This is a genomic window from Pseudomonas sp. ASL4 (genome assembly GCF_056680395.1).
In genome coordinates this window covers 1525899-1548449 of sequence record NZ_CM155280.1, presented here as the reverse complement: position 1 = coordinate 1548449, position 22551 = coordinate 1525899, and the positions used below count along the sequence as shown (strand labels likewise).

Annotated in this window: 17 protein-coding genes and 2 pseudogenes; 13 read left to right on the top strand and 6 right to left on the bottom strand. The window is 58.8% G+C overall.

Features of this window, described 5'->3' with window-relative positions; genetic code table 11:
* The first annotated feature begins 213 nt into the window (after positions 1-213).
* From eat to darG, 13 genes and pseudogenes are all read left to right on the top strand, one after another.
* A complete protein-coding gene (eat, locus tag AC1MEW_RS06955; protein ID WP_201198169.1) occupies positions 214-1584 on the top strand; it encodes an ethanolamine permease in 1371 nt (456 codons plus the stop codon).
* 218 nt (positions 1585-1802) lie between these two features.
* On the top strand, positions 1803-3197 hold the full coding sequence (locus AC1MEW_RS06950; RefSeq protein WP_322269749.1) for an ethanolamine ammonia-lyase subunit EutB: 1395 nt from the start codon (positions 1803-1805) through the stop codon (positions 3195-3197).
* 8 nt (positions 3198-3205) lie between these two features.
* Complete coding sequence (gene eutC, locus AC1MEW_RS06945; RefSeq protein ID WP_201198171.1) at positions 3206-4030, top strand: ethanolamine ammonia-lyase subunit EutC; 825 nt, start codon at positions 3206-3208, stop codon at positions 4028-4030.
* A 116-nt stretch (positions 4031-4146) separates the two neighbouring features.
* Positions 4147-4608: a GNAT family N-acetyltransferase gene (locus AC1MEW_RS06940; RefSeq protein WP_201198172.1), complete on the top strand. Its 462-nt coding sequence runs from the start codon at positions 4147-4149 to the stop codon at positions 4606-4608.
* A gap of 349 nt (positions 4609-4957) precedes the next feature.
* Positions 4958-5614 (top strand): DedA family protein, encoded by a 657-nt coding sequence (locus tag AC1MEW_RS06935; protein ID WP_201198173.1) that lies wholly within the window; start codon positions 4958-4960, stop codon positions 5612-5614.
* A 6-nt stretch (positions 5615-5620) separates the two neighbouring features.
* Positions 5621-6433, top strand: coding sequence for a M90 family metallopeptidase (locus AC1MEW_RS06930; protein ID WP_201198174.1), 813 nt, complete (start codon positions 5621-5623; stop codon positions 6431-6433).
* 113 nt (positions 6434-6546) lie between these two features.
* Positions 6547-7074, top strand: coding sequence for an inorganic diphosphatase (gene ppa, locus AC1MEW_RS06925; protein ID WP_008153565.1), 528 nt, complete (start codon positions 6547-6549; stop codon positions 7072-7074).
* A gap of 227 nt (positions 7075-7301) precedes the next feature.
* Positions 7302-8048 carry a S24 family peptidase gene (locus tag AC1MEW_RS06920; protein WP_201256079.1) on the top strand — a complete coding sequence of 249 codons (747 nt, stop codon included), beginning with the start codon at positions 7302-7304 and terminating at the stop codon, positions 8046-8048.
* 653 nt (positions 8049-8701) lie between these two features.
* A pseudogene (locus AC1MEW_RS06915) lies at positions 8702-8911 on the top strand (winged helix-turn-helix domain-containing protein); the annotation flags it as partial.
* A gap of 117 nt (positions 8912-9028) precedes the next feature.
* Positions 9029-9621, top strand: a pseudogene (locus AC1MEW_RS06910) (restriction endonuclease).
* A gap of 164 nt (positions 9622-9785) precedes the next feature.
* Positions 9786-10367: a DarT ssDNA thymidine ADP-ribosyltransferase family protein gene (locus AC1MEW_RS06905; protein ID WP_480425783.1), complete on the top strand. Its 582-nt coding sequence runs from the start codon at positions 9786-9788 to the stop codon at positions 10365-10367.
* Positions 10364-11008, top strand: coding sequence for a type II toxin-antitoxin system toxin DNA ADP-ribosyl transferase DarT (darT, locus tag AC1MEW_RS06900; protein WP_480425781.1), 645 nt, complete (start codon positions 10364-10366; stop codon positions 11006-11008). Before AC1MEW_RS06905 ends, darT begins: the two co-directional genes overlap by 4 nt.
* Positions 11005-12090: a type II toxin-antitoxin system antitoxin DNA ADP-ribosyl glycohydrolase DarG gene (darG, locus tag AC1MEW_RS06895; RefSeq protein ID WP_480425779.1), complete on the top strand. Its 1086-nt coding sequence runs from the start codon at positions 11005-11007 to the stop codon at positions 12088-12090. Before darT ends, darG begins: the two co-directional genes overlap by 4 nt.
* A gap of 245 nt (positions 12091-12335) precedes the next feature.
* Here the strand turns inward: darG and AC1MEW_RS06890 are convergent, their stop codons facing one another.
* From AC1MEW_RS06890 to AC1MEW_RS06865, 6 genes are read right to left on the bottom strand one after another with little or no spacing between them, the layout of a single operon-like run.
* Positions 12336-13151, bottom strand: coding sequence for a YfaP family protein (locus AC1MEW_RS06890; RefSeq protein WP_201198184.1), 816 nt, complete (start codon positions 13149-13151; stop codon positions 12336-12338).
* A 3-nt stretch (positions 13152-13154) separates the two neighbouring features.
* Complete coding sequence (locus AC1MEW_RS06885) at positions 13155-14774, bottom strand: DUF2300 domain-containing protein (RefSeq protein ID WP_480425776.1); 1620 nt, start codon at positions 14772-14774, stop codon at positions 13155-13157.
* Position 14775: 1 nt separating this feature from the next.
* On the bottom strand, positions 14776-19350 hold the full coding sequence (locus AC1MEW_RS06880) for an alpha-2-macroglobulin family protein (protein ID WP_480427193.1): 4575 nt from the start codon (positions 19348-19350) through the stop codon (positions 14776-14778).
* Positions 19347-19997 carry a DUF1175 domain-containing protein gene (locus tag AC1MEW_RS06875; RefSeq protein ID WP_201198186.1) on the bottom strand — a complete coding sequence of 217 codons (651 nt, stop codon included), beginning with the start codon at positions 19995-19997 and terminating at the stop codon, positions 19347-19349. Before AC1MEW_RS06875 ends, AC1MEW_RS06880 begins: the two co-directional genes overlap by 4 nt.
* Positions 19982-21706: a DUF2138 domain-containing protein gene (locus AC1MEW_RS06870; protein WP_480425774.1), complete on the bottom strand. Its 1725-nt coding sequence runs from the start codon at positions 21704-21706 to the stop codon at positions 19982-19984. The genes AC1MEW_RS06875 and AC1MEW_RS06870 overlap by 16 nt, the downstream gene beginning before the upstream one ends.
* A gap of 51 nt (positions 21707-21757) precedes the next feature.
* Positions 21758-22549, bottom strand: coding sequence for a YfaP family protein (locus AC1MEW_RS06865; protein WP_201198188.1), 792 nt, complete (start codon positions 22547-22549; stop codon positions 21758-21760).
* Between the last annotated feature and the right edge of the window lie 2 nt (positions 22550-22551).

The window sequence follows — 22551 nt, the reverse complement described above, 5'->3', positions numbered from 1 at the left end:
CATTCACATAGGTGGGCCGGCATAAGTCCCCTGTGGGAGCGGGCTTGCTCGCGAAGGCGTTCCCAGCAACACACCCGAACATCGCCCTGCCGCTCTGGCACGGGCTTTGCGTGCCCGCTCCACAGATAAACCGCTGCGTGAACAGCGTTGATCAACCCAAACTGCCACACCCGAAAGTCCAACAGATCAAACAATAAAAAATAGAGAGGACTTATGACTTCGACGACACAGCTCAAACCCACACTCGGCACCCTGCACTTATGGGGCATTGCCGTCGGCCTGGTGATTTCCGGCGAGTACTTCGGCTGGAGTTACGGCTGGGGCACCGCAGGCACCTTGGGTTTTCTCGTCACCGCGTTGATGGTGGCGACGATGTACACCTGCTTCATCTTCAGCTTCACCGAACTGACCACCGCAATTCCCCACGCTGGCGGGCCGTTTGCCTACAGCCGGCGGGCGTTTGGTGAGAAAGGCGGATTGATCGCCGGCATCGCCACCCTGATCGAGTTCGTCTTTGCGCCGCCGGCGATTGCCATGGCCATCGGCGCTTATCTCAACGTGCAATACCCGGATCTGGACCCGAAAATTGCGGCGGTTGGCGCCTATTTCGTGTTCATGGGCCTGAACATTCTCGGCGTCAGCATTGCCGCGACGTTTGAACTGGTGGTCACCGTGCTCGCGGTTGCCGAACTGCTGGTGTTCATGGGCGTGGTCGCGCCAGGCTTCAGCTTCAGCAATTTCGTGCTCAACGGCTGGTCGGGCTCCAACGAATTCACCATCGCCTCGATCCCCGGCATCTTTGCGGCGATCCCCTTTGCGATCTGGTTTTTCCTCGCCATTGAAGGCGCGGCCATGGCGGCCGAGGAAGCCAAAGACCCGAAACGGACGATTCCCAAGGCCTACGTCAGCGGCATTCTGACCCTGGTGTTCCTGGCCATCGGCGTGATGGTAATGGCGGGCGGCGTAGGCGATTGGCGTCAACTGGCGAACATCAACGACCCACTGCCTCAGGCGATGAAAGCCGTGGTTGGTAACAATTCGAGCTGGATGCACATGCTGGTCTGGATCGGTCTGTTCGGTCTGGTGGCGAGTTTCCACGGGATCATCCTCGGCTACTCGCGGCAGTTCTTCGCCCTGGCCCGGGCCGGTTACCTGCCTAAAGGCCTGGCCAAACTCTCGCGCTTCCAGACTCCGCACCGGGCGATCCTGGCCGGCGGCGTCATCGGCATCGCCGCTATCTACAGCGACGGCCTGGTCAATCTACAAGGCATGACCCTGACGGCAGCGATGATCACCATGTCGGTATTCGGCGCCATCGTGATGTACATCATCAGTATGCTGAGCCTGTTCAAACTGCGTAAAACCGAGCCGAACCTGGAACGCACCTTCCGCGCGCCGGGCTACCCGATCGTGCCGGGGATTGCGCTGTTCCTGGCGGTGGTTTGCTTGGTGGCGATGGCGTGGTTCAACACGGTGATTGGCCTGGTTTTCCTTGGTTTCATGGCCGCCGGTTACCTGTATTTCCAACTGACCGCCAAGCAGCGCTCCGACGCACCGGCGGACGCTATGCTCACAGGTAACTGAGTTGCACCGGCGCCGGGCTTAGTGCCCGGCGCCTGCCACATCGAAGTGCACCGAGATCCAATGTGGGAGCGGGCTTGCTCGCGAAGGCGGTCTGACATGCACCATTGATGTCGACTGAGCCACCGCTTTCGCGAGCAAGTCGAATCGTCGCACCGCCGCTCCCACAGGAGTTCGGTGGTGTTTTTGAGTTATCCACAGATTCAGGAGGACCCCGTCCCATGGCCGCATTTGCCCATTCCGTCGGCGCCCAGACTTATCGCTTCGAGAGCCTCAAGGAAGTCATGGCCAAGGCCAGCCCGGCGCGCTCCGGGGACTTTCTGGCCGGCGTTGCCGCGCTCAATGATGGCGAGCGTGTGGCCGCGCAAATGGCCCTGGCTGACATTCCGCTGAGCCACTTCCTACAGGAAGTACTGATTCCTTACGAGGCCGATGAAGTCACCCGACTGATCATCGACACCCACGATAAACAAGCTTTTGCCGTGGTCAGCCACCTGACCGTCGGTGGCTTTCGCGACTGGCTGCTGAGCGACGCCGCCGACGAGCTGAGCCTGCGCGCCCTGGCTCCCGGCCTGACCCCGGAAATGGCCGCCGCCGTGTCGAAGATCATGCGCGTACAGGACCTGGTGCTGGTGGCGCAAAAAATCCGCGTAATCACCCAGTTCCGCGGCACGATGGGCTTGCGTGGCCGCTTGTCTACACGCCTGCAACCCAATCACCCGACTGACGAACCGGCCGGGATCGCCGCGAGCATTCTCGACGGTTTGCTGTACGGCAACGGCGACGCGATGATCGGCATCAACCCGGCCACCGACAGCATCGCCTCGATCTGCGCCATGCTGGAAATGCTCGACGCGATCATCCAGCGCTACGACATTCCGACTCAGGCTTGCGTGCTGACCCACGTCACTACCTCCATCGAGGCGGTGAACCGTGGGGTGCCGCTGGACCTGGTGTTCCAGTCGATCGCCGGCACCGAAGCGGCCAACGCCAGTTTCGGTATCAACCTGAACGTATTGCAGGAAGGCTACGACGCCGGTTTGAGCCTGAATCGCGGCACCCTCGGGCAAAACCTGATGTATTTCGAAACCGGCCAGGGCAGCGCCCTGTCAGCCAACGCCCACCACGGCATCGATCAACAGACCTGCGAGACTCGAGCCTACGCCGTGGCGCGCCATTTCAAGCCGTTTCTGGTGAACACCGTCGTAGGATTTATCGGCCCGGAATACCTCTACAACGGCAAACAGATCATCCGCGCCGGCCTCGAAGACCACTTCTGCGGCAAGCTATTGGGCGTGCCGATGGGTTGCGACATTTGCTACACCAACCATGCCGAAGCCGACCAGGACGACATGGACACCCTGCTGACCCTGCTGGGCGTGGCCGGGATCAACTTCATCATGGGCATCCCCGGCTCCGACGACATCATGCTCAACTACCAGACCACTTCGTTCCACGACGCCCTCTACGCTCGGCAAACCCTGGGTTTGAAACCGGCGCCAGAGTTTGAACAGTGGTTGGCCAAAATGGGCATCTTCACCCAGGCCGACGGCAAGGTTCACTTCGGTAACAACCTGCCGCCGGCCTTCCGCCAGGCCTTGGCGCAATTGGGATGAGTGTTGATATGGATAAACCACCCGTCGATCCACAGAACCCTTGGCTGGAACTGCGTCGCCTGACCCCGGCGCGCATTGCCCTGGGCCGCACCGGCACCAGCATGCCGACCAGCGCACAGCTGGATTTCCAGTACGCCCACGCCCAGGCGCGGGACGCGGTGCATTTGCCGTTTGACCATGCAGGGCTGGGGGCGCAACTGGCCGAACGCGGCCGGGAGAGTGTGCTGCTGCATAGCGCGGCCACAGACCGGAACAGTTATTTGCAGCGCCCTGACCTGGGGCGCAAGTTGAGCGATGAATCGGCGCAGACCTTACGTGACTATGCCTCGGCCCACCCCGGCGGCGTGGATTTGGTGATTGTGGTCGCCGATGGCTTGTCGGCATTGGCCGTTCATCGCCATACCGTGCCCTTTCTGACGCGCATGGAAGAACAGGCAGCAGCGGATGGTTGGTCCGTTTCACCGGTGATTCTGGTGGAACAGGGCCGAGTGGCCGTGGCTGACGAGGTCGGTGAACTGCTGGGCGCGAAAATGGTGGTGATCCTGATCGGTGAACGTCCGGGACTCAGCTCGCCTGATAGCCTGGGTTTATATTTCACCTACAATCCTAAGGTCGGTCTCACGGATGCCTACCGCAATTGCATCTCCAACGTGCGGCTCGAAGGCCTCAGTTACGGCATGGCGGCACACCGCTTGCTGTATTTGATGCGCGAAGCCTGTCGGCGGCAGTTGTCGGGGGTCAATCTGAAGGACGAAGCCCAGGTTCAGACACTGGAGTCGGACGCAGGTGCGGACATGAAGGGAAATTTCCTACTCAGTCCGCCGGATGCCTGAACCGTTTCCGCATTGCGTTTCTGCTGCACTTTCAGGCAGGATCGAAACACGGCTGCCCGAGTAGCAAATTGCCGTCAGAGCACGTGAAGACAGCCACTTGAAGACGAGACCAATCAATGCGGATTATTCAAGCGACCCTCGAACACCTGGACCTCCTGACTCCGCTGTTCGTCAAATATCGTGAGTTTTATGGCTCCCTTCCGTATCCGGACTCGTCCCGTGCGTTCCTCGAAAAACGCCTGCGTCGCAAGGAATCGGTGATCTACCTGGCCTTGTCCGATGACGACAACGCCAAACTGATGGGTTTCTGTCAGTTGTATCCGAGCTTTTCTTCGCTATCGCTCAAACGCGTGTGGATCCTCAACGACATCTACGTCGCCGAAGACGCGCGCCGCCAACTGGTTGCCGATAACCTGATTCGCACCGCGAAGAAAATGGCCAAGGAAACCAATGCCGTGCGGATGCGTGTTTCCACCAGCAGCAATAATGAAGTTGCGCAGAAGACCTACGAGTCGATCGGGTTCAAGGAAGACACCGAATTCAAGAACTACGTGTTGCCGATTAGCGACGAATTATAACGGAGCTATGGCGGCAAGCTCTTGTGGCGAGGGAGCTTGCTCCCGTTCGGCTGCGCAGCAGTCGTGAAATCAGCCACTGTAAATCTCCCTAACTACCGCAAACTCAGGCTTTGGGAGTGCTTCGCCCTCCAGCGGGAGCAAGCTCCCTCGCCACAAGGGTTTGTGCGCAGTCTGTCGGACTCTGATTTATTCGTGACATCCCCCGCTACAATCTCGACGCGCTTTTCACTTTCCCCCCCGTATAATCCCGAGCTTCCCGGCTTGTAAGAAAAACTACACCCGCTTGTAGCCTTACACGAAGTCATCCGCACAGGTCTGCTGAGTCGGACCATCACCACAGGTGCCATCCATGGATTTCAACCCGATCGACCTTATCCTGCATCTCGATGTGTACCTCGACATGCTGGTAACCAATTACGGTCCATGGATTTACGCGATTCTGTTCCTGGTGATCTTCTGCGAAACCGGCCTGGTGGTAATGCCATTCCTGCCGGGCGACTCCCTGCTCTTCATCGCTGGCGCCGTGGCGGCCGGCGGCGGCATGGACCCGGTGTTGCTGGGCGGCCTGCTGATGCTGGCGGCGATCCTCGGCGATAGCACCAACTATGTGATCGGACGAACGGCAGGCGAAAAGCTCTTCAGCAACCCGAACTCGAAAATCTTCCGTCGCGACTATCTGCAACAGACTCACGACTTCTACGACAAGCATGGCGGCAAAACCGTGACCCTGGCGCGCTTCCTGCCGATCATTCGCACCTTTGCACCGTTCGTCGCCGGTGTGGCGAAGATGCCTTACCCGCGATTCTTCGGCTTCAGCGTACTGGGCACGATTTTCTGGGTCGGCGGCCTGGTGACCCTCGGTTACTTCTTCGGCAACGTACCGTTCATCAAGAAAAACCTGTCGCTGCTGGTCGTGGGCATCATCCTGCTGTCGCTGGTACCGATGATCATCGGCATCGTGCGCAGCCGCTTCGGCGGTTCGAGCTCCAAAGCCGAAACCCGCTGACCGTCCATGTGGTCCCTGAGCGCCTGGCGGCGCCAGCGCACCCTGGCCAAACACCCGATTGCCGACGACATGTGGCAACGGGTGCGCCATCACTTGAGCTTCCTTGACGGCCTCAGCGCCGCCGAAGACCAGTGGTTGCGTGAAGCCAGCGTGCTGTTCCTCGATGAAAAACACCTGACCACCCTCCCTGGCGTCGAACTTCATCAAGAGCAACGCCTGTTGCTCGCCGCTCAAGCGCAATTGCCCCTGCTAAACCTCGGCGACTTGAACTGGTATCAGGGCTTCCATGAAATCGTCCTCTACCCCGACGACTTCCTCAGCCCCCAGCGCCATCGCGATGCCAGCGGCGTCGAACACGAATGGAATGGCGAACACAGCGGCGAAGCCTGGCAGCAAGGCCCGATCATTCTCGCCTGGCCTGGCGTCATGGCCAGCGGCGGCTGGGAAGGCTATAACCTGGTGATCCACGAACTGGCGCACAAACTCGACATGCTCCACGGTGACGCCAACGGCCTGCCGCCACTGCACCCGGACATGCGCGTCAGCGACTGGGCCAAGGTCATGCAACACGCCTACGACGACCTGAACCGGCAACTTGACCGCAATCCAGGCATCGAAACCGTCATCGACCCCTACGCCGCCGAGAACCCGGCGGAGTTCTTCGCCGTCACCAGCGAATACTTCTTCAGCGCCCCGGATTTGCTGCACGAGGCTTATCCACAGGTCTACGAGCAGTTGAAGCTTTTCTATCGGCAGGATCCTTTGGACAGGTTGCGGCAACTTCAGGCGCATGACCCGGTCTATCAGGCACACGACTAAGGTCTCTACGACCTCTGGTACATGGCGTCGACGGCAGAATATGCCTATAATCGCCGCCACTTTTTGGTCAATCCGGCCAAGTGTTTTTGGTCAACTAACGGGGGCACCGCCCAATGAGCTACAGCAAGATTCCGGCTGGCAAAGACCTGCCGAACGACATCTACGTCGCGATCGAGATTCCGGCCAACCACGCGCCGATCAAATACGAAATCGACAAAGACAGCGATTGCCTGTTCGTTGACCGTTTCATGGCCACCCCGATGTTCTACCCGGCCAACTACGGTTTCATCCCTAACACCCTGGCTGACGACGGTGATCCCCTCGACGTGCTGGTTGTGACCCCTTACCCGGTTGCTCCAGGTTCGGTCATCCGCGCCCGCCCAATCGGCATCCTGCACATGACCGACGATGGCGGCGGCGATGCCAAAGTCATCGCAGTCCCACACGACAAGCTGTCCCAGCTGTACGTCGACGTGAAAGAGTGCAGCGACCTGCCACCGCTGCTGATCCAGCAGATCGAGCACTTCTTCGCGAACTACAAAGACCTCGAAAAAGGCAAATGGGTGAAGATCGAAGGTTGGGGCGACTCAGAAGCCGCTCGCACCGAGATCATGAAGTCGGTTGCTGCCTATAAAGGCTAAGACGCCATGGGCCTTGCGCCTTTGACGACTTGAAAAAACCCCGGTTGAGCCGGGGTTTTTTGTGGGCGTGGATAAGGTTTTTAAACGCTAGGTTTAACAAATCTGACGTTTGGTTTTTTCTTGTTTAATTCGAGCGTAAGACGTCTTACATCCGGTCGTAAAATTCCCGCGCAATTTGAACAGGTGGTTTATTCAAACCCCCATTCCACGCCAGTAGACTCGCGTTTATGAAAAAGAACACGAGCGGTCCACGATTCAAAGCACTCCTGGAAGAGGCGAAGATCACGACAACGGGATTCGCCGCTTTCTGGGACACAGAACCACAAAACGTCCACAACTGGTACACCCGAGGTGTGCCCGCCTACCGCATGGAAGAGGTGGCGAGAATACTGTCCGTCAACAGCCACTGGCTCAAAACCGGCGAAGGCCCACAAGACCTCTCCCCGCTGCGCGTAGTCGACGAATCCGGCAACACCTTCGACGCCCAGGCCATTCGCGGCATCTACACCGTCATCGAGCCCATCGACGTCGAACTGCCCTTTTACAAAGAAACCACCAAAGCCCCCGGCTCCAACCAAACCCACGTCATCGAAGACCCCGACCAATCCATCCGCCTGCCCCGCAGCCACCTCGACGCCCTGGAAATCAACCCCAACGACGCCATCTGCACCCGCATGATCGGCAACAGCATGGGCGAGAAAATAGAAGACGGCTCAACCCTGGCGATTGATCGCGGGCTGACGCAGATAATTGATGGGGAGATTTATGCCATCGAGCACGACGGGATGCTGCGGATCAAATACCTGCACCGAATGCCGGGGAATGCGTTGCGGTTGCGCAGTCACAACAAGGCGGAGTATCCGGATGAGATCTTCCGGGCCGAGCAAATCGAAGATCAGAACATCAGGATCATGGGCTGGGTGTTTTGGTGGTCGACGCTGAACAAGCGACGGCCGGCGGTGCCGTTCCTATAACGCATGAGATCCACTGTGGCGAGGGGGTTTACCCCCGTTCGGCTGCGCAGCAATCGCAAACCAGGCAAACGCGGTATGCCTGCGAAATGGAGTCGCCTTGTTTGGGGGACGCTCCGCGCCCCAACGGGGGCAAGCCCCCCCGCCACAGGGTTGATGCAAGTCACTGACAACGCTCTAATCCGCACACCACACTGGGAATTCCCCAAAAAAATCAGTATGCTGCGCCCCACATTTGCGCATCACCCGCCCCGCGGCTCTGATCGCACCGACAAGGCAGATCACTATCTCGCCAAGTCCCACAGCCGGACGCAAGATCCGGGTGTACGTTTTGAAGGCTGGCGCGGTTTACCAAAAATGAACCAAGCCAGTCCCCGAGAAGCCGGCCACAAGCCGGCTTTTTAATGTCTGGAAGAAAGTGCCGCTTAACTATTAGCGAAATAGCTGAGCATCCCATGCTGATCTAAGTTATCAGCCAACGGTAAATTCCGAGCGGGCGCAGTCTTCGTACTCGAACCTCCTCAATACATGGTTGCTTACGTTTTCTCTGCACGAACGGCTCTCTAGTGAGCCGGCACGGGAGTTGCCGGACTGATCACTGATTTATACTCGCCCGCCAATCAGCACAAAACCGTAGCCATCACAGGGAAGCGTCCATGTCCGTTCCAACTTACGATCAGTTCATCGAGCCCATCCTGCGGTTTCTCGCCACGAAACCCGATGGAGTCCCCGCTCGGGATGCCTATGAAGCTGCAGCAAAAATTTTGCAACTGACTTTAGAGCAGCGTGAAGAGCTGATCGCCAGTGGGCAGACGACCTATAAGAACAGAGCGGGCTGGGCACACGATCGGCTCAAGCGTGCCGGCCTTTCCAGCAGCGCCAAACGCGGGTATTGGAAATTGACTGATGCGGGTGTGGCCTACGCCAAGGAGCATCCAGCCCCTCTGCCGGCTGATGAAGTGGAGCATTTAGCCATTGGCTATATGAATGTGAAGCTGAAGGTTGCACCTGACGCGGCACCGCTTGATGACGAAACTCCTGTTGAACCTGACGTCACCTCCGCCACCGCCAGCCCGGATGATCGGCTAGAACAAGCCCTCCAGGAATTGCGCGACGCTACAGCGGCTGACCTTTTGGATAATTTGTTGCAGGTTAGCCCCAACCGCTTCGAAGTGATCGTGCTGGATGTGCTTCATCGCCTGGGTTATGGCGCCAGTCGCAATGACCTGCAGCGTGTCGGTGGCTCTGGGGATGCCGGCATCGACGGCATCATCTCGCTCGACAAACTGGGATTGGAGAAGGTTTACGTTCAAGCCAAGCGCTGGCAAAACACGGTAGGCCGCCCTGAGCTTCAGGCTTTCTACGGTGCACTCGCCGGGCAAAAGCCAAACGTGGGGTGTTCATCACAACCTCCGGTTTCACGGCACACGCTGTCGACTTCGCTAAATCGGTGGACGGGATTGTGTTGGTGGATGGCACACGACTGGTGCGTCTGATGATGGACCATGAGGTGGGTGTTACATCGCGACTGTTGCGGTTACCGACGTTGGATCGTGATTATTTTGACGAAGAGTGAGAGAAGGGTTTTGGGCAAACCGGCCATTCCCCTGCAACGCTTGTGACTTAAGGTGATGGCACACTAGAATCACGAAGTACGCCCGACTTGGAAGGTCGCGGTTAACGCGCAGAAGAGATAGGGCTAAAGCGGGTTAGATAGTTGTGCAGGTCAAGGAGACCACGATGCCAGACGTCAGAAATATCAAGGAACAAAAGCTTCTATACCACCTCACTTCGGTTGAAAACCTGGATGGCATTTTTCAGGGAGGCCTAAAGCCTCGCGCTGATCTCACCGACTTTAAAGATGTAGCTGACAGTGAGATTCTGAAGAAGCGTAAAGCCCTTGAGCTTGACAGCTATGTGCCCTTTCACTGGTTCGCTGCAAATCCATTTGACGGAAGTGTGCAACGTAACAACCCTGAGGTGAAATTCGTCCTGATCTCCGTTTACAGGTCCATTGCGAAACAAAACGGTTGGAAAGTCATTCCTCGCCACCCTCTAGCAAACGATTCAATTCAGCTACTCGATTACGACGAGGGTTTCGAAGCCATCGAGTGGGAGGTCATGAACAGTCGGGAGTATCACGACGCGCACTGCAAAAGCATCTGCATGGCGGAATGCTTGGCGCCTGGCGTTGTGAAACCAAACGCTTTCTTCAAAATCTTCTCTCCTAACGAGGAGGTCGAAGCACTCTGCGTGGCTAAAATGCGCGAGGCCGGTGTTAATGTACTCACCGGCGCGAATCAGAGAATGTTTTATCAATGAACTACACCAGTCTGAATCCAGAGAAGGCTCTGATTTGGCGTATCGTCCACCTCGATAACCTGCCTTGGATTCTGGACAACGGTCTGCATTGCGCCAGCTCGGACGTGCAGGCACCGCAGTATGTGAATATTGGCAACTCTGACTTGATAGACAAGCGCCGCAATCGTTGTGTTCCTATTGCTCCAGCGGGCGTATTGGCCGACTACGTACCTTTCTATTTCACACCCTTCTCTGTGATGATGAAAAACATTCACTCCGGGTGGAGTGTTCAGCAGCGCAGCAATGACGAGATCGTGATTCTGGTCTCCAGCCTGTACCGCGTCGAACAGCTTGGCCTACCGTTTGTCTTCACAAACGCACATGCCTACCCGGATTGGACAGACTATTACAGCGATCTGGCGAATCTCGGCGAGATCGATTGGTCTATTCTTCAACGACGCGACTTCAAACGTGATCCTGATGACCCTCGAAAAATGGAGCGTTATCAGGCCGAAGCGCTGATTCACCATCACCTACCGATTACAGGACTCCTTGGCATCATGTGCTACAACGATGCAATGAAAGAACACATAGAGCAGGACGTGGCCGCTAGAGGCCTGACGTTATCTGTTCATGCGCGTCCGGGATGGTATTTCCAATGATCAGATTTACCCAAGGCAACCTTCTGGAAGCCAAAACCGAAGCCCTCGTCAACACGGTGAATACCGTAGGCGTGATGGGCAAAGGTATCGCGTTGATGTTCAAAGAGCGCTTTGCGGAGAACTATCGTCTGTATTCAGCGGCCTGCAAGGCTTGCGAGGTAGAGACGGGCAAGGTTCACGTAACGGCAGTCAATGAACTCGACGGCCCTCGCTGGATCGTAAATTTCCCTACCAAACGTCACTGGCGATCGCCTTCGCAGATGGCATGGATAACAGAAGGTTTACACGATCTGCGTCGCTTCCTGATTGAAAACGACGTGAAGTCAGTAGCTGTTCCACCGCTAGGTGCCGGTAACGGTGGTTTGAAATGGCCAGAGGTTCGCGAACAGATTGTTGATGTCTTGAGTGATCTGGATGTCGATGTACTGGTTTTTGAACCTTCCAACCAGTATCTGAATGTAGCCAAGCGTAGCGGTGTGGAAAAGCTCACCCCTGCTCGCGCCCTCATCGCCGAACTGGTCCGACGCTACTGGGTTTTAGGTATGGAATGCAGCCTGCTTGAGATTCAGAAGCTAGCCTGGTTTCTGGAGCGTGCGATTGAGAAGCTGCCAGACACCAAAAACCCGCTGGATCTTAAGTTCGTTGCTCATAAATACGGGCCGTATGCCAATCGGCTGGAACATCTGCTCAATAACCTGGATGGCAGCTATCTGCATTGCGACAAGCGCATCAGTGATGCGGGTATCAGCGATGTGATCTGGTTTGACCAAGAGCGCAAAGCCTTTTTGCAAACCTACCTCAAGACCGAGGCCAAGGAGTTTTCCCAAGCCTTGGAGCGCACTGCCGAGTTGATCGACGGCTTTGAGTCGCCATTCGGCATGGAATTGTTGGCGACGGTCGATTGGTTGCTAAGTCAGGAGGGAGTATCCCCGACTGTTCCTGCTGTGCGTGAAGCATTGAAGCATTGGGATGGAGGAGCTGGCGCTGCCGCTCGCAAGAGCAGGCTGTTTGACGACTCGGCACTCGACATTGCACTCAAACGCCTGACATCCAGTAGTTTTAAGCCTGAAATGGCTGCCTGAAAACATCACTACCGACGATGATTGTCCAACAATCGTTGGACAGTTAGAGAACGGCTTGTAGCACCTCAGCGAGTAAAGGTCTGCGTGGATCATCTCGACTGTTCAGCCGCCAAATTAGACGACGCCTGAACACTCCGAAATTGGTCAGCAGCCTGCTGACCGATTCTGTCTGCCTTCATTCAAGCAATTGGGCAGCAAGCTGCTGCCCAATTCAATTGTGCAAGAGCTACTTGCACAATCCCCCCTCACGGATAACTAAACGCCCTAACCAACGTCAACTCCCCCACCGCCCGCATCGGCACCACAAACGTCTCCATCTTCTCGTTCGGCGTCCCTTCCTCCGTAATCACCGTCACCTGCGCAGTCGTCAGCGGCTGAACCGCGTCCGCCTGACCTTCGTCATCGCTGCGATACCCGCCGCCAAAGTAGTTCACATAGATCAAATATTGACCTTTGATCGGCGCCGGCATGGAGAAGATTTCAGGGCCATACCCCGTGGTGACATCGACGTCGAGCGCCGCGCCGTTAGGTGCCACGCGATCGCCGTACCAGATGTGCGCACCATCCGGCGTCACAAGGTGCAAATCCAAATCCGTGTTGTCGCTGTCCCACGACAACAACACCCGCAACTTGGCCGGCGTAGCTCCGCCACTGGCGCGTAGAAACTGCGTGCGATGCCGCTGCTGGCCATCCGGGCTACGAACTTCAACACTGTTGCTGCCATTCGGAAACGAGTACGGCCGATCAAAGCGTCCAGAGGCGTCGATTTTCAACGGCATGCTGATGCCGTTAACGATCAATCGGCCAGGCTCACCCGTCTTGGGTGTGGCTTTTATCTGGCCGCTGATGCGCGCGGTATTGGCCTGGCCGACCGGTGTGTTTACCGAGGAAGCGGGATAGTTAACCGTCTGGCGGTAGTTTTCGCCTTCGCCTTCAACTGCGCCAGTGCGCCAGCCGCCGACGGGGGTGTCGAGTGTGACGGCGGCGTCGGCGGCGAAGGTCGTCGGCAGTACGCAGAAGGAGCAGAGGAACAGGAAGACCTGTGGATAACTGAGTTTCATGGCCTATTCCAGCAAGAGGTGACGGGCGAGCCCTTCGATGTAGGTTTCATCCTGGCCGTTCGGGTGTGCTTCGAAGGCCAGGTGCAGGTATTCGTGGGTCAGGTCGAGGCGGTCTTGCAGTGACTGCACGCCGCGCACGTAGATGCGTTGGCGTTCGCGGTCGACAAAAGGCCGGCCGAAGGCGAGGCGGCAGACGGCGAAGGTGCTGATTTCGTTGTAGCCGACTTCGTTTTCGAGGCGTTGGCGCCAGCCGCGGCGCTGGTTGAGCAGCCAGTCTTGCGCGGCGGGCAACGCTTCGCAGGAAGCAACCGGGTTGTCCCAGCGGCTGAGGCTGGCGCGCGGGTAGGCGTGCAGCAGGATGGCGTCGTAGCGTTGGCCGGCGTTGGCTTGTTCGACGGCTTGCTGCCAGGAGAGTTTGTCCGGGCCCGGCTGGTCGGAGTGATACGTGACGGTGCTGCCGGCCAGGACGAGGTCGCTGGTCCACGCCGCGATGTTGCGCGATTCTGAGGTGGCCGGGCGTGGGGCGACGCGTTGGCGGCTACTGCTGTCGTCGATGCTCAGGCAGTCGCCGTTGCGGGTGGCGTTTTGCAGCAGGTAGGTTCTGATTGCGATGGCCAGTGCTTTGGCGGCCTCAACAGGTTCGGACTTGGCTTCTCGTTGCAGGACGCGGGCGACGTATTCTTCGCGATCAAGGCGCGCAACAAGCTTGTCTTTCAGCAGAAAGAGTTCGCCGTCGCTGTGGATATCCAGTTGATTGCCGCTGGCGAATTCGACGCGATAGTTGCCTTGCAACGGCCCGGAGTCAGCAACCCGATCCCCCGCCAAAACGCGGCTGATCGGATAACGTGAAAACAGCCCCACCTCAACACAACGCCCCGCATCCAATGGCCAATCCACCGGCAACACCGAAGCCAACGCCCCACCGTAATTACGCAAAACCATCTGACTGGTCCCACGTCCACCGGCCCAGATCGGCGATCCATCCACCGTCCAACCGGCAAACCCGCCCTGACGCGACGTAGGATCCTGATCGCCCAACCAGCTCCAGGTTTTCACCCGCAACCGGCCGCCGAGTTCACCCACGACGTTACCGTCAGCGGCGTTCAACACCACGTCCAGCAACACCCGCCGCGCTTGATCCTGCGCCGGCAGCACGGCCAGCACCTTGAGCAATTCAGCGACTGAAACTCGGGTGGAAGGCTGCAACGATGGCAAGTTCAGCAACCACTCCGGTGCCTGCCTTAACTGCCAATATGCCCGCCACTCAGCACCAGCAATGCCCAATCGCGCAGGTTCAAAGTACAACCCGCAAGACTTCACCAACGCCTGATCACGGCCAATCTTGCCGCCAGCCGTGCAGCAATAAACTTCTTCCTTCGACTGCCCGCGACATTCATAGGGCGATTCATGGGCGCCGGTATCCACCAGCCAGCCATAAACAAACAACTTCCACAGACTACCCAGTGGCGTTTGCAAAGAGTCAGGCAACGGTTCGCGGGAAATCAATTGAGTCCGGCTCAACGACAGCAATTCCCCCTTGAAGCCCAGCCGCAGCGGTTCGTCCTGCGCCGTCGCCAGCGCAGGGATCAAACACAGCAGCAGCCAGACCAGAGGCCTAGTCATGTCAGTTGACCGTGACCTGGCCAAGCGCCGGTTTCTGTTCCTGAGCCTGATGCTGTGGCGCGTAGATCTGAGTGAAACGCACCGGCGGCAAGTTGAACTGGCCTTTCTGCGAGAAGCGCACCAAGTGACGTACGCGCAATTCGCCGCTCAAGGCGTCCACGGGAATCGAGTAAGCCATCTGACCTGGCTCGAAACGCGCCTTCTCCAGCGCTGTCGGTTCGGTGCCGGCCTTGCCCATCAACTTGATGCCCCAGGTGGTGCGTTCAACGTCAGCGCCCGGCGGCAGCGGCACTTCGATCATGCCGTAGCGCAGTGGCTTCGGCGCTTTGCTGGTGATGATCACTTCGTCCAGGTACAGGCTGTCGCTGGACAACGGCTTGGTGCCGACCGCTTCAAGTTTGAATTCGAACGCTTCGTCACCCGGCACCAAACGCGACAGACGACGGGTGATGGTCACAGCCATCGGGTCGATTGCCGGTTGTTTGGTCTGGTAGCTCAGCGCGGCGCGTAGCGGACGTTCCTGGGTCCCGGTCAGCGACAACGCTGCCGGCACCGGCGTAGCGCCCTGCCATGTCCAATACATCTCACCGGTATCACCGTAGCGTTTCTTCCAGCCTTCACCCGGTGCCAGGGCGATGGTCGGCGAAGCTTGCTCGATACTGCGTTGCAACCAGCTCAACGCCAACGCGCGTTCGAGGGTCGATTGCTGTGGCAGCAGACGTTGCAACAACGCTTGCGCGTGAGCCTGATCGAAAGCTTGCAGCGACAGGTTCAGCGCTTCGGCAAACGGCTGCGAACTGACCGCCAACCGTTGCTGCGCATCCGCCAGTTGACGATTAAACGCGTCCGGCAGAGTGACCTTGGACTGGCGCGCCAGCGATGCAGTCAATGCCCGCGCCGCCGCCAACCCCAGCGCCGAATCCGGATCGCTCATGACGATGCTGTCTTCGCCATCGTCCATCAGGTTTGCGGCATTGCCGTCGCCGGCCTTCGCCAGGTCATCCATCAAACCGCTGAGCAAGGTGTTCACCGGCAATTGCATCTGCTTGGCGAACGACAGGATCAGTGCCCGCTGCAACAGCGGTGTGTTTTTGGCCTGCTTCGAATAAACCTCCAACACCCGCTGCCAGTGCTCCGGCGGCAAGCTCAGTTCCAGCGCTTTGCTGGCGTACCAGTCGGCGTAATAGGCGTAAGCGGTGAGGAATGCATCCGGCTCACCGTCCTGTCCCCACCAAGTGAAACTCGCCGAAGGCCCGGCCATTTGCACCAGCCGCAGACGGCTGTTTTGCATGATCAGGCGCAAGCGATCGCGAACCTGTGGATTCGACGAAAGCGATGGATAGGCAATGCTCAGTGGCAACAAACGGCTGGCGGTTTGCTCGACGCCGCCGTACGGATAGCTCAGCAAATCATCAAGTGCCGAACGGAACAGCGCTTGCGCACTGTCATCCAGGCGCAGGCGAATATCCGTCGCATCCGCCGGCAAGGTCAGCGCTGTGTCACCGCTGAGCGCGTCCACTACTTGGCTCTGAGTCACCTGCCAACCTTCACCAGTCGCGGTCAGGCGCACAGCCAGGGCATCGGCGGTTTTACCGTCCTGCACCAGTTCTGCGGTCCAGTCGCCGCTCGCCAATGCAAACGCTGGCAACGCGATGTAGTTGATGCCGTTGTTCAGGGTTACCGGCACACGCTGATCGGCGCCACCGTAATGAATCACCAACTCAGCCTTGACCGGTTTCTCGGCCTGACTGAACGCGAACACACCGAGATCCGGTTTGTCGCCGGTACGGAATTTGGTCGGGCCGCTCCACTTCAGGTACAGCGGCTTTTCCGAACGAACGAATTGCTTCTTCTGCCCGACCTGGCCGTCATCGGCGATGGCCCGGGCGGTGATGCGCCAGCGGGTCAGCGAGTCCGGCATTTTGAAGGTGAAGCGGGTTTTGCCGTTGGCGTCGGTCACCAGTTCTGGCTGCCATGCGGCGGTGTCGACGTCTTCACGACGCGGGCGCTCCAGCACTTTCACGCCCCGTTCGCTGCGGTTGGCTTTGCCCGGTGCGCCCGGGCTGCCCGGCAACGCAACGTCATAGCTGATGAACGACAGGCTGGCGCTGGTGCGCACGTTGTTGCGGCGCGGGTGATAGAAGAACTGGTCGATGGTCGGCGCGACTTCCGGTTGCAGCGCGTAGATCATTTCGTCCACGACACTGACCGTCAGGTGCGCCGGAATTGGCTTGCCGGCGAACTGAGTGGTCAGGTCAACCGACACCGTATCGCCCGGCTGATAGGTCTCTTTATCGGTAGCAATCGCCACGTCAATCTGCGGCGTAATCACCTTGATGCCGGCGTTCTGGAAGCTGTACTGACCGCCCTTGGTGTAGAGCACGGAGAAGGTCAGGTTCGGTGCGAAGTTATCCTTCACCGGAATCCGCGCGCGGTATTGAGTCTCGCTGAGTTTTTCCATCTTCAGCCAGTCGCCGCCCTTGGACAGCAGCGCCGTGGCCTCGACCTTGTCCCGCTCCAGCGACAGCAGTGCATCGCTGACCGGTTCCGGGAACGTGATCAACGCCAGGGCTTCGTCGCCAGCCTTGTACTCGGGTTTGTCGAGGACAATTTCCACTGTGCCCGGCACGGCTTTGACGCCATCGCCGGTGACCGAATGACCGGTGGCGCCAACCACGCGGCCATGGTCATCCTTCAAGGTCAGGTTGTAAGTACCCGCACGGTCGAAAGCGATACTGAACCCTTTGTCTTTCGCAGTGAGTTTGCCGTCGCCAGTGGTCTGGTCTTCCAGACGAACCCAGCTGTAGCTGCTCGGGGTGACGGCTTTGCTCTGCTCGCCGCCACCTTCATTGGCGTAGCTGAAAGCAACCTTGTCGCCCACCGCACTGAACCGTTGCGGTGCGCTCAAGCGGAAGCTGGCGGCGCCACGGTCGATGAGAATTTCCTTGGTGGTCTTGACCCGATACGCCGCGCCATCGCTGGCGAACACGGTGAGCATGTAGCGGCTCGGTTTGTCGGCGGCCGGCAGGTCAAGGGTCGCGTTGCCCTTGGAATCGGTGGTCAGTTCGGTGCTGGTCAGCTCGATCGGGAATTGCCCGAGGTATTGCAGCTCGTTGTCGACCATCGACAGTTGCTGGGCGCGCAGGCTCAGGGTCAACTTGGCGTCGGCCACCGGTTTGCCATCCGGGTACAGCAGCACCAGACTGCCCTTCACCGGTTCGCCGGTGCGGTAGTCCTGTTTGGCCAGATTCAGCGAGATTTCGAAGTGCGGCTTGATGTATTCGGCGACTCGGAAGGCACTGCTGTAGGCCTGATCCTTGTAGCTGAAACGCAGCTCATAACCACCCGCCACCGCGTTGTCCGGCAACTGGAAACGACCTTGAGTACCTGACTTGGAATCGAGCTTCAGCGCCAATGACTGCAGCGCCGTACCGGTGGCATCGAGCACGGTTACGTTGACGTCGGCAGCGGTCGGTGCCACGGAATCCCGGGCGTTCTTGAACTCGCGACCGACGATTTTCAGCGACACCCAATCCCCCGGCCGGTACAGCGGTCGGTCGGTGAAGGCATAGAGTTTGGTGTCGTAGATTTCGCTGTCGTAATAGAAGTTCTCGGAGACGAAAACACCGCCCTCTTCGTCTTCACCGATCACGAACGAACGCTCGGGGCTGACGTGTTTCAACCGCAGCAAACCGTCGGTGTCGGTGGCGCCGCTGCTCATCACACCCAGGCCATCGGTCCACAGCACGTTGACCTTCGGCACCGAACTGCCTTCGTGTTTGCGCGCAGCCCACACCACCAATTCATCACCGGCAATCTTGCTTACGGCCACGGTGTTGGAGACAAAGACCATGGTCGTCGCGCGGTACTTGCCGATCAGCGCTTCCACCAGATACAGACCCGGTTTCAGATGACCCAACGGGATGTACACGTTACCCGGTGCAACGCTGACGAATTCACTGGAAGAACCGGCCAGGTTCACGCCGGCGGGCGGCTGGATCGGTTTGGCTTCCCACAGCGGATAACGGAATTGACTGACAACTGGCAAGCCCGGAATCAGTGCGAATTGTGGCTGAGCGTCGTAAGGCGTTGGCGCGGCAATCGCGGTGCCCATCTTCAGCTCAGGCACTTCTTCGGTGACTTGTTGACGGGACTCGTAGGAAAACGCCCGTTGCATCACGCGACGAGATTTGCGGTACCAGTTGTCCCACAGGTACGCGAGGGTGTTCGACAGGCCTTCGCCCTTGAACTGGCCGTCACTGACCACGCGGTGCAGGTTCTTCTGACGCTTGAGGAAATCCAGCGGCTTGTCGATGCGATAGACGCGAATGTCGGCGCCGCCATAAGGCTCCATGCGGAACCGGCGATAGTCGCGGCCCGGCGCTTCGAGGCGAACCATCGCCTGTTCGTCGCTGGCGAAGCTGCTGTCGGCCAGCAGGAAAAAGCTTTCACCGGCCACCGGCGTGTAACCGCTTGGCTCGACGGTGTCTTCGGCGTTGACCACCGACAAGGGCAGCACCAGGGCCAATAACAATGGCAGTTTTGAGCAGAAGCGCAGCATGCGGGCACCGATCATTGGGAGAGAAAGTTCAGTCGATAGACGCCGATGAAGTTGGGGTTGGCTGCGTCGGGTATCCATCGGGTGTCCTTCCATGTCATGAGTTGCTGCAGGCTCGCGGATCGCATGCCGTTGTCAGTAGGGGTGGTGGTACCGGTGTGATAGGCAATGTAACGGCCCATCCAGATCATCAGGTGCTGGTCGTCGCCCTGATCGAAAAACATCAGGTCGCCGGGCCGGGCCAGCGCCACGTCTCGACCGACCAGATGGCTGTTGAACTGAATCAGTTTGATCGCGTTGACGTACGGCCCGACCTTGCCGCCGCCCTGCTGCCATTGCTGGGCGAGACCGCGCTGGGCCTCGCTCAGTTGCAGTTCCGGCGGCAGGTAGCGGTTGGACAGGCCATTGCTGCGCAGCCATTTGTCGTCATGGACTTTCAGCGCTTCGTTGGCGGCGAAACGCACCAGGCCGGCGCAGTCCTGCTGAAACCAGCGCGGGCTCGGGCCTTGGGTCAGTTGTTCCTGGGCGATGCGCACGAACCAGGCGCGAAACACCTGGGATTGCTGCACGTCGAGCGGCGGCGCCTCATTGGCAAATGCCCGACTGCCGAGCAGCATCGCCAGCAGGCCGAGGCCTCGGATAAGTGCTGTCACAGGGCTTTCCATTCCAGCGGCAGCCACTGCCAGTGGCCGTCCGGCTCACTGCCCTTGGGCAAGGTCAGCGCGTATTTGCCGTAACCGCCGAGCTTGCGCAGTTTCGGGATCAGGTAGGTTTGCGCGGCGTTGTAGAACACCGGTTCCATGTCCTGCGGCAGGCTGTCGAGGGTTTCCTGTTGCATCAACTGCGCCATGGAATCCGGGCCGAAGTAGACCGGCATCAGCAGGTCTTTGGGCAACACATCGGCCAGCGGCGGGAAGCGTTTGTCGAGAGTGCCGAGGGCCTTATCGACCAGTTTGTCGTCGAGCGAGAACAGCAGCGTCGAACCGTGACGGGCCAGGCTGACTTTCATGAACGCCTTGCCGGTGATCGCGTCCGGGTTCTCGGCATCCTTGGCCGCGTACGGGCCGAAGTTGGAGCTGACCTGACGCTGCCACTGATGGGTTTCGCCTTCCTGCTTCTCGACCACCGGGAACGCGTGCTCATCGACCTTACCTTCGTAGGCGCCGACCATCGAGCCGAACAGGTTACCGAGGTCGCCGTCGAGTTTGGCGCTGTCCTTGTCGTTCAGGCTGGCCACCAGCAGCGGCGTGTACAGCCGCGAATCGGCGTACCAGCACAGGCCCGCCGCGCCGGCCACGTGTTCGGTCAGGGCTTCGGCGACTTTTTCTTCCGCGCCAAGTTTTACCAGCAGCGGTTTCTGTTGTTCAGCCGCCAGCGGCAAGGCTACGCAGGCACTGGCGCCCATCGGCATGGCTTGCCAGATCGGTTTGAAATCGAAGTCTGGCTGGTTATCCAGTTCGTCCATGGCGAGGAAGCTGTGCCAGCCCTTGTCGTCCATGTCGAAACGCAGGCCAGCGAAGTTCGGGATAAAGCGCTGATAACCCATGGCCAGAACGCTGGAATTGACCGACAGGCGTTGCTTCACCTCAGGCAAGCGCGGTTGCAGGCCGAAGGCTTCGGGGAACAGTTTTTGGCCCCCGAGCAGTGCTTCTAGCGCCTGAGTCGAGACCATGCCCGGTTCATCGACCGGACCATGGCCGCCTTCGTACAGCTTGGCCGGGTTCGACAGCACCACCAGTTTGTCGCCATGGGAGGCGAACAGCAGTGCCTTGGTGGCGTTGTAGGTCAGTTGATAGAGCGCGACGTCGTCGGCGCCGACTTTCACATCGCCGACTTTGGTCAGTTGCGTATCGTCCAATGCCACTTTTGCCAGCGGCTCCAGCACCTTGGCCAGGCCACCGCGATCCATCACCAACAAGAAGTCTTTCAGGCGACCATCCGCCCCACGCCACAGCGCCACATCGGCCGGCTGATCGAAGAGCTGCTCGATCAGGCTGTCCTGCAACTTCAGGTCATGTTCGTAAATGATCCGCCGCAAGCTGCCGATCAAACCGAGACGATCCACATGGGCTTCGTAATAGAAGACGAAATCTTCGGTCAGGGTTTCCTTGAGGAACGGCACCGCCAGCAAGTCCTTGGGCAATTGGCTCAGGGAACTGGTTTCCAGCAGGCCGTCCGGGCGGCTCATGCCCAGTTTGTCACTGGCCAACGCCGCCAGCGGCACTTTGGGTTTGTGCATGAACCAGCCCAACCCGCCCGCGACACCCGCCACCAGGCACAGCCCGACCAGCACGGCCGGCCAACGCCGGGAAGATTTGGCAGCCGGTGCGTCAGCGGCCGGGGGAACGGCAGGGGAAATCGTGTTATCGCTCATGTTCACGCTCATGTTCCCAAAGCTCAGCAATTCATCCGTGGAGCGGGATGCTTAATAGTTGAAAGTCTTGACCAGCAACAGGTCACCGATGGCCCGCAGGGGCACGATGAATGTCTCGCGTTTTTCGTCGACGGTGTTTTCGTTGAGCACCAGGTTGATCTGCGAGGTAATCACCTCGTTCTGGTTACTGTGCTCATCGAAGTTATAGCCTTCACTGCCGAAGTTGCCCCAATAGTTCACATAAACCAGATAGGTGCCATGCAGCGGCGCGGTCATGGTGAACATTTCCGGGCCGGGGCCATCGACGCCGTCCGGGTCCAGACCGCCGCCGTTGGTCAACGCCGTGTGGGCGAAGAACGCGTGCTGGCCGTCGGGAGTAATGATGTGCAGGTCGAGTTCGGCTTTTGGATCATCCCAGCCCAACACCACGCGAATCCGCGCCGGAGTGCGCAGGTTGTTGGCTTCATAGAATTGAACGCGCTTGAGGGACTTACCCTCGGCACTGCGCACTTCGACGCTGTTGGAACCGGCGCCAAACGCATACGGCCGGGCGAAACGCCCTTCGTCGTCGGTATACAGATTCAGCGGATTGCCGTTGACCGCCAGAGTGTGCGGCCCGCGCTGGGTGCCGATGGCCTTGAGCTGGCCTTCGATCATCGTGCGATTGCGCTGCACACCCCGGTCGATGGGCGGTGTGGGATAGGCGACTTGAGGGTTTTCACTGCGATCGAGCAAGCCGTTATAACGCCAGCCGCCCACCGGTTCCGATAACTCGGCCGTTGGCTCGGCCCAGGCAGCGCAGGCCCAGACCAGCGTTATCAGCAGTGAAAGAAACCAACGCATGT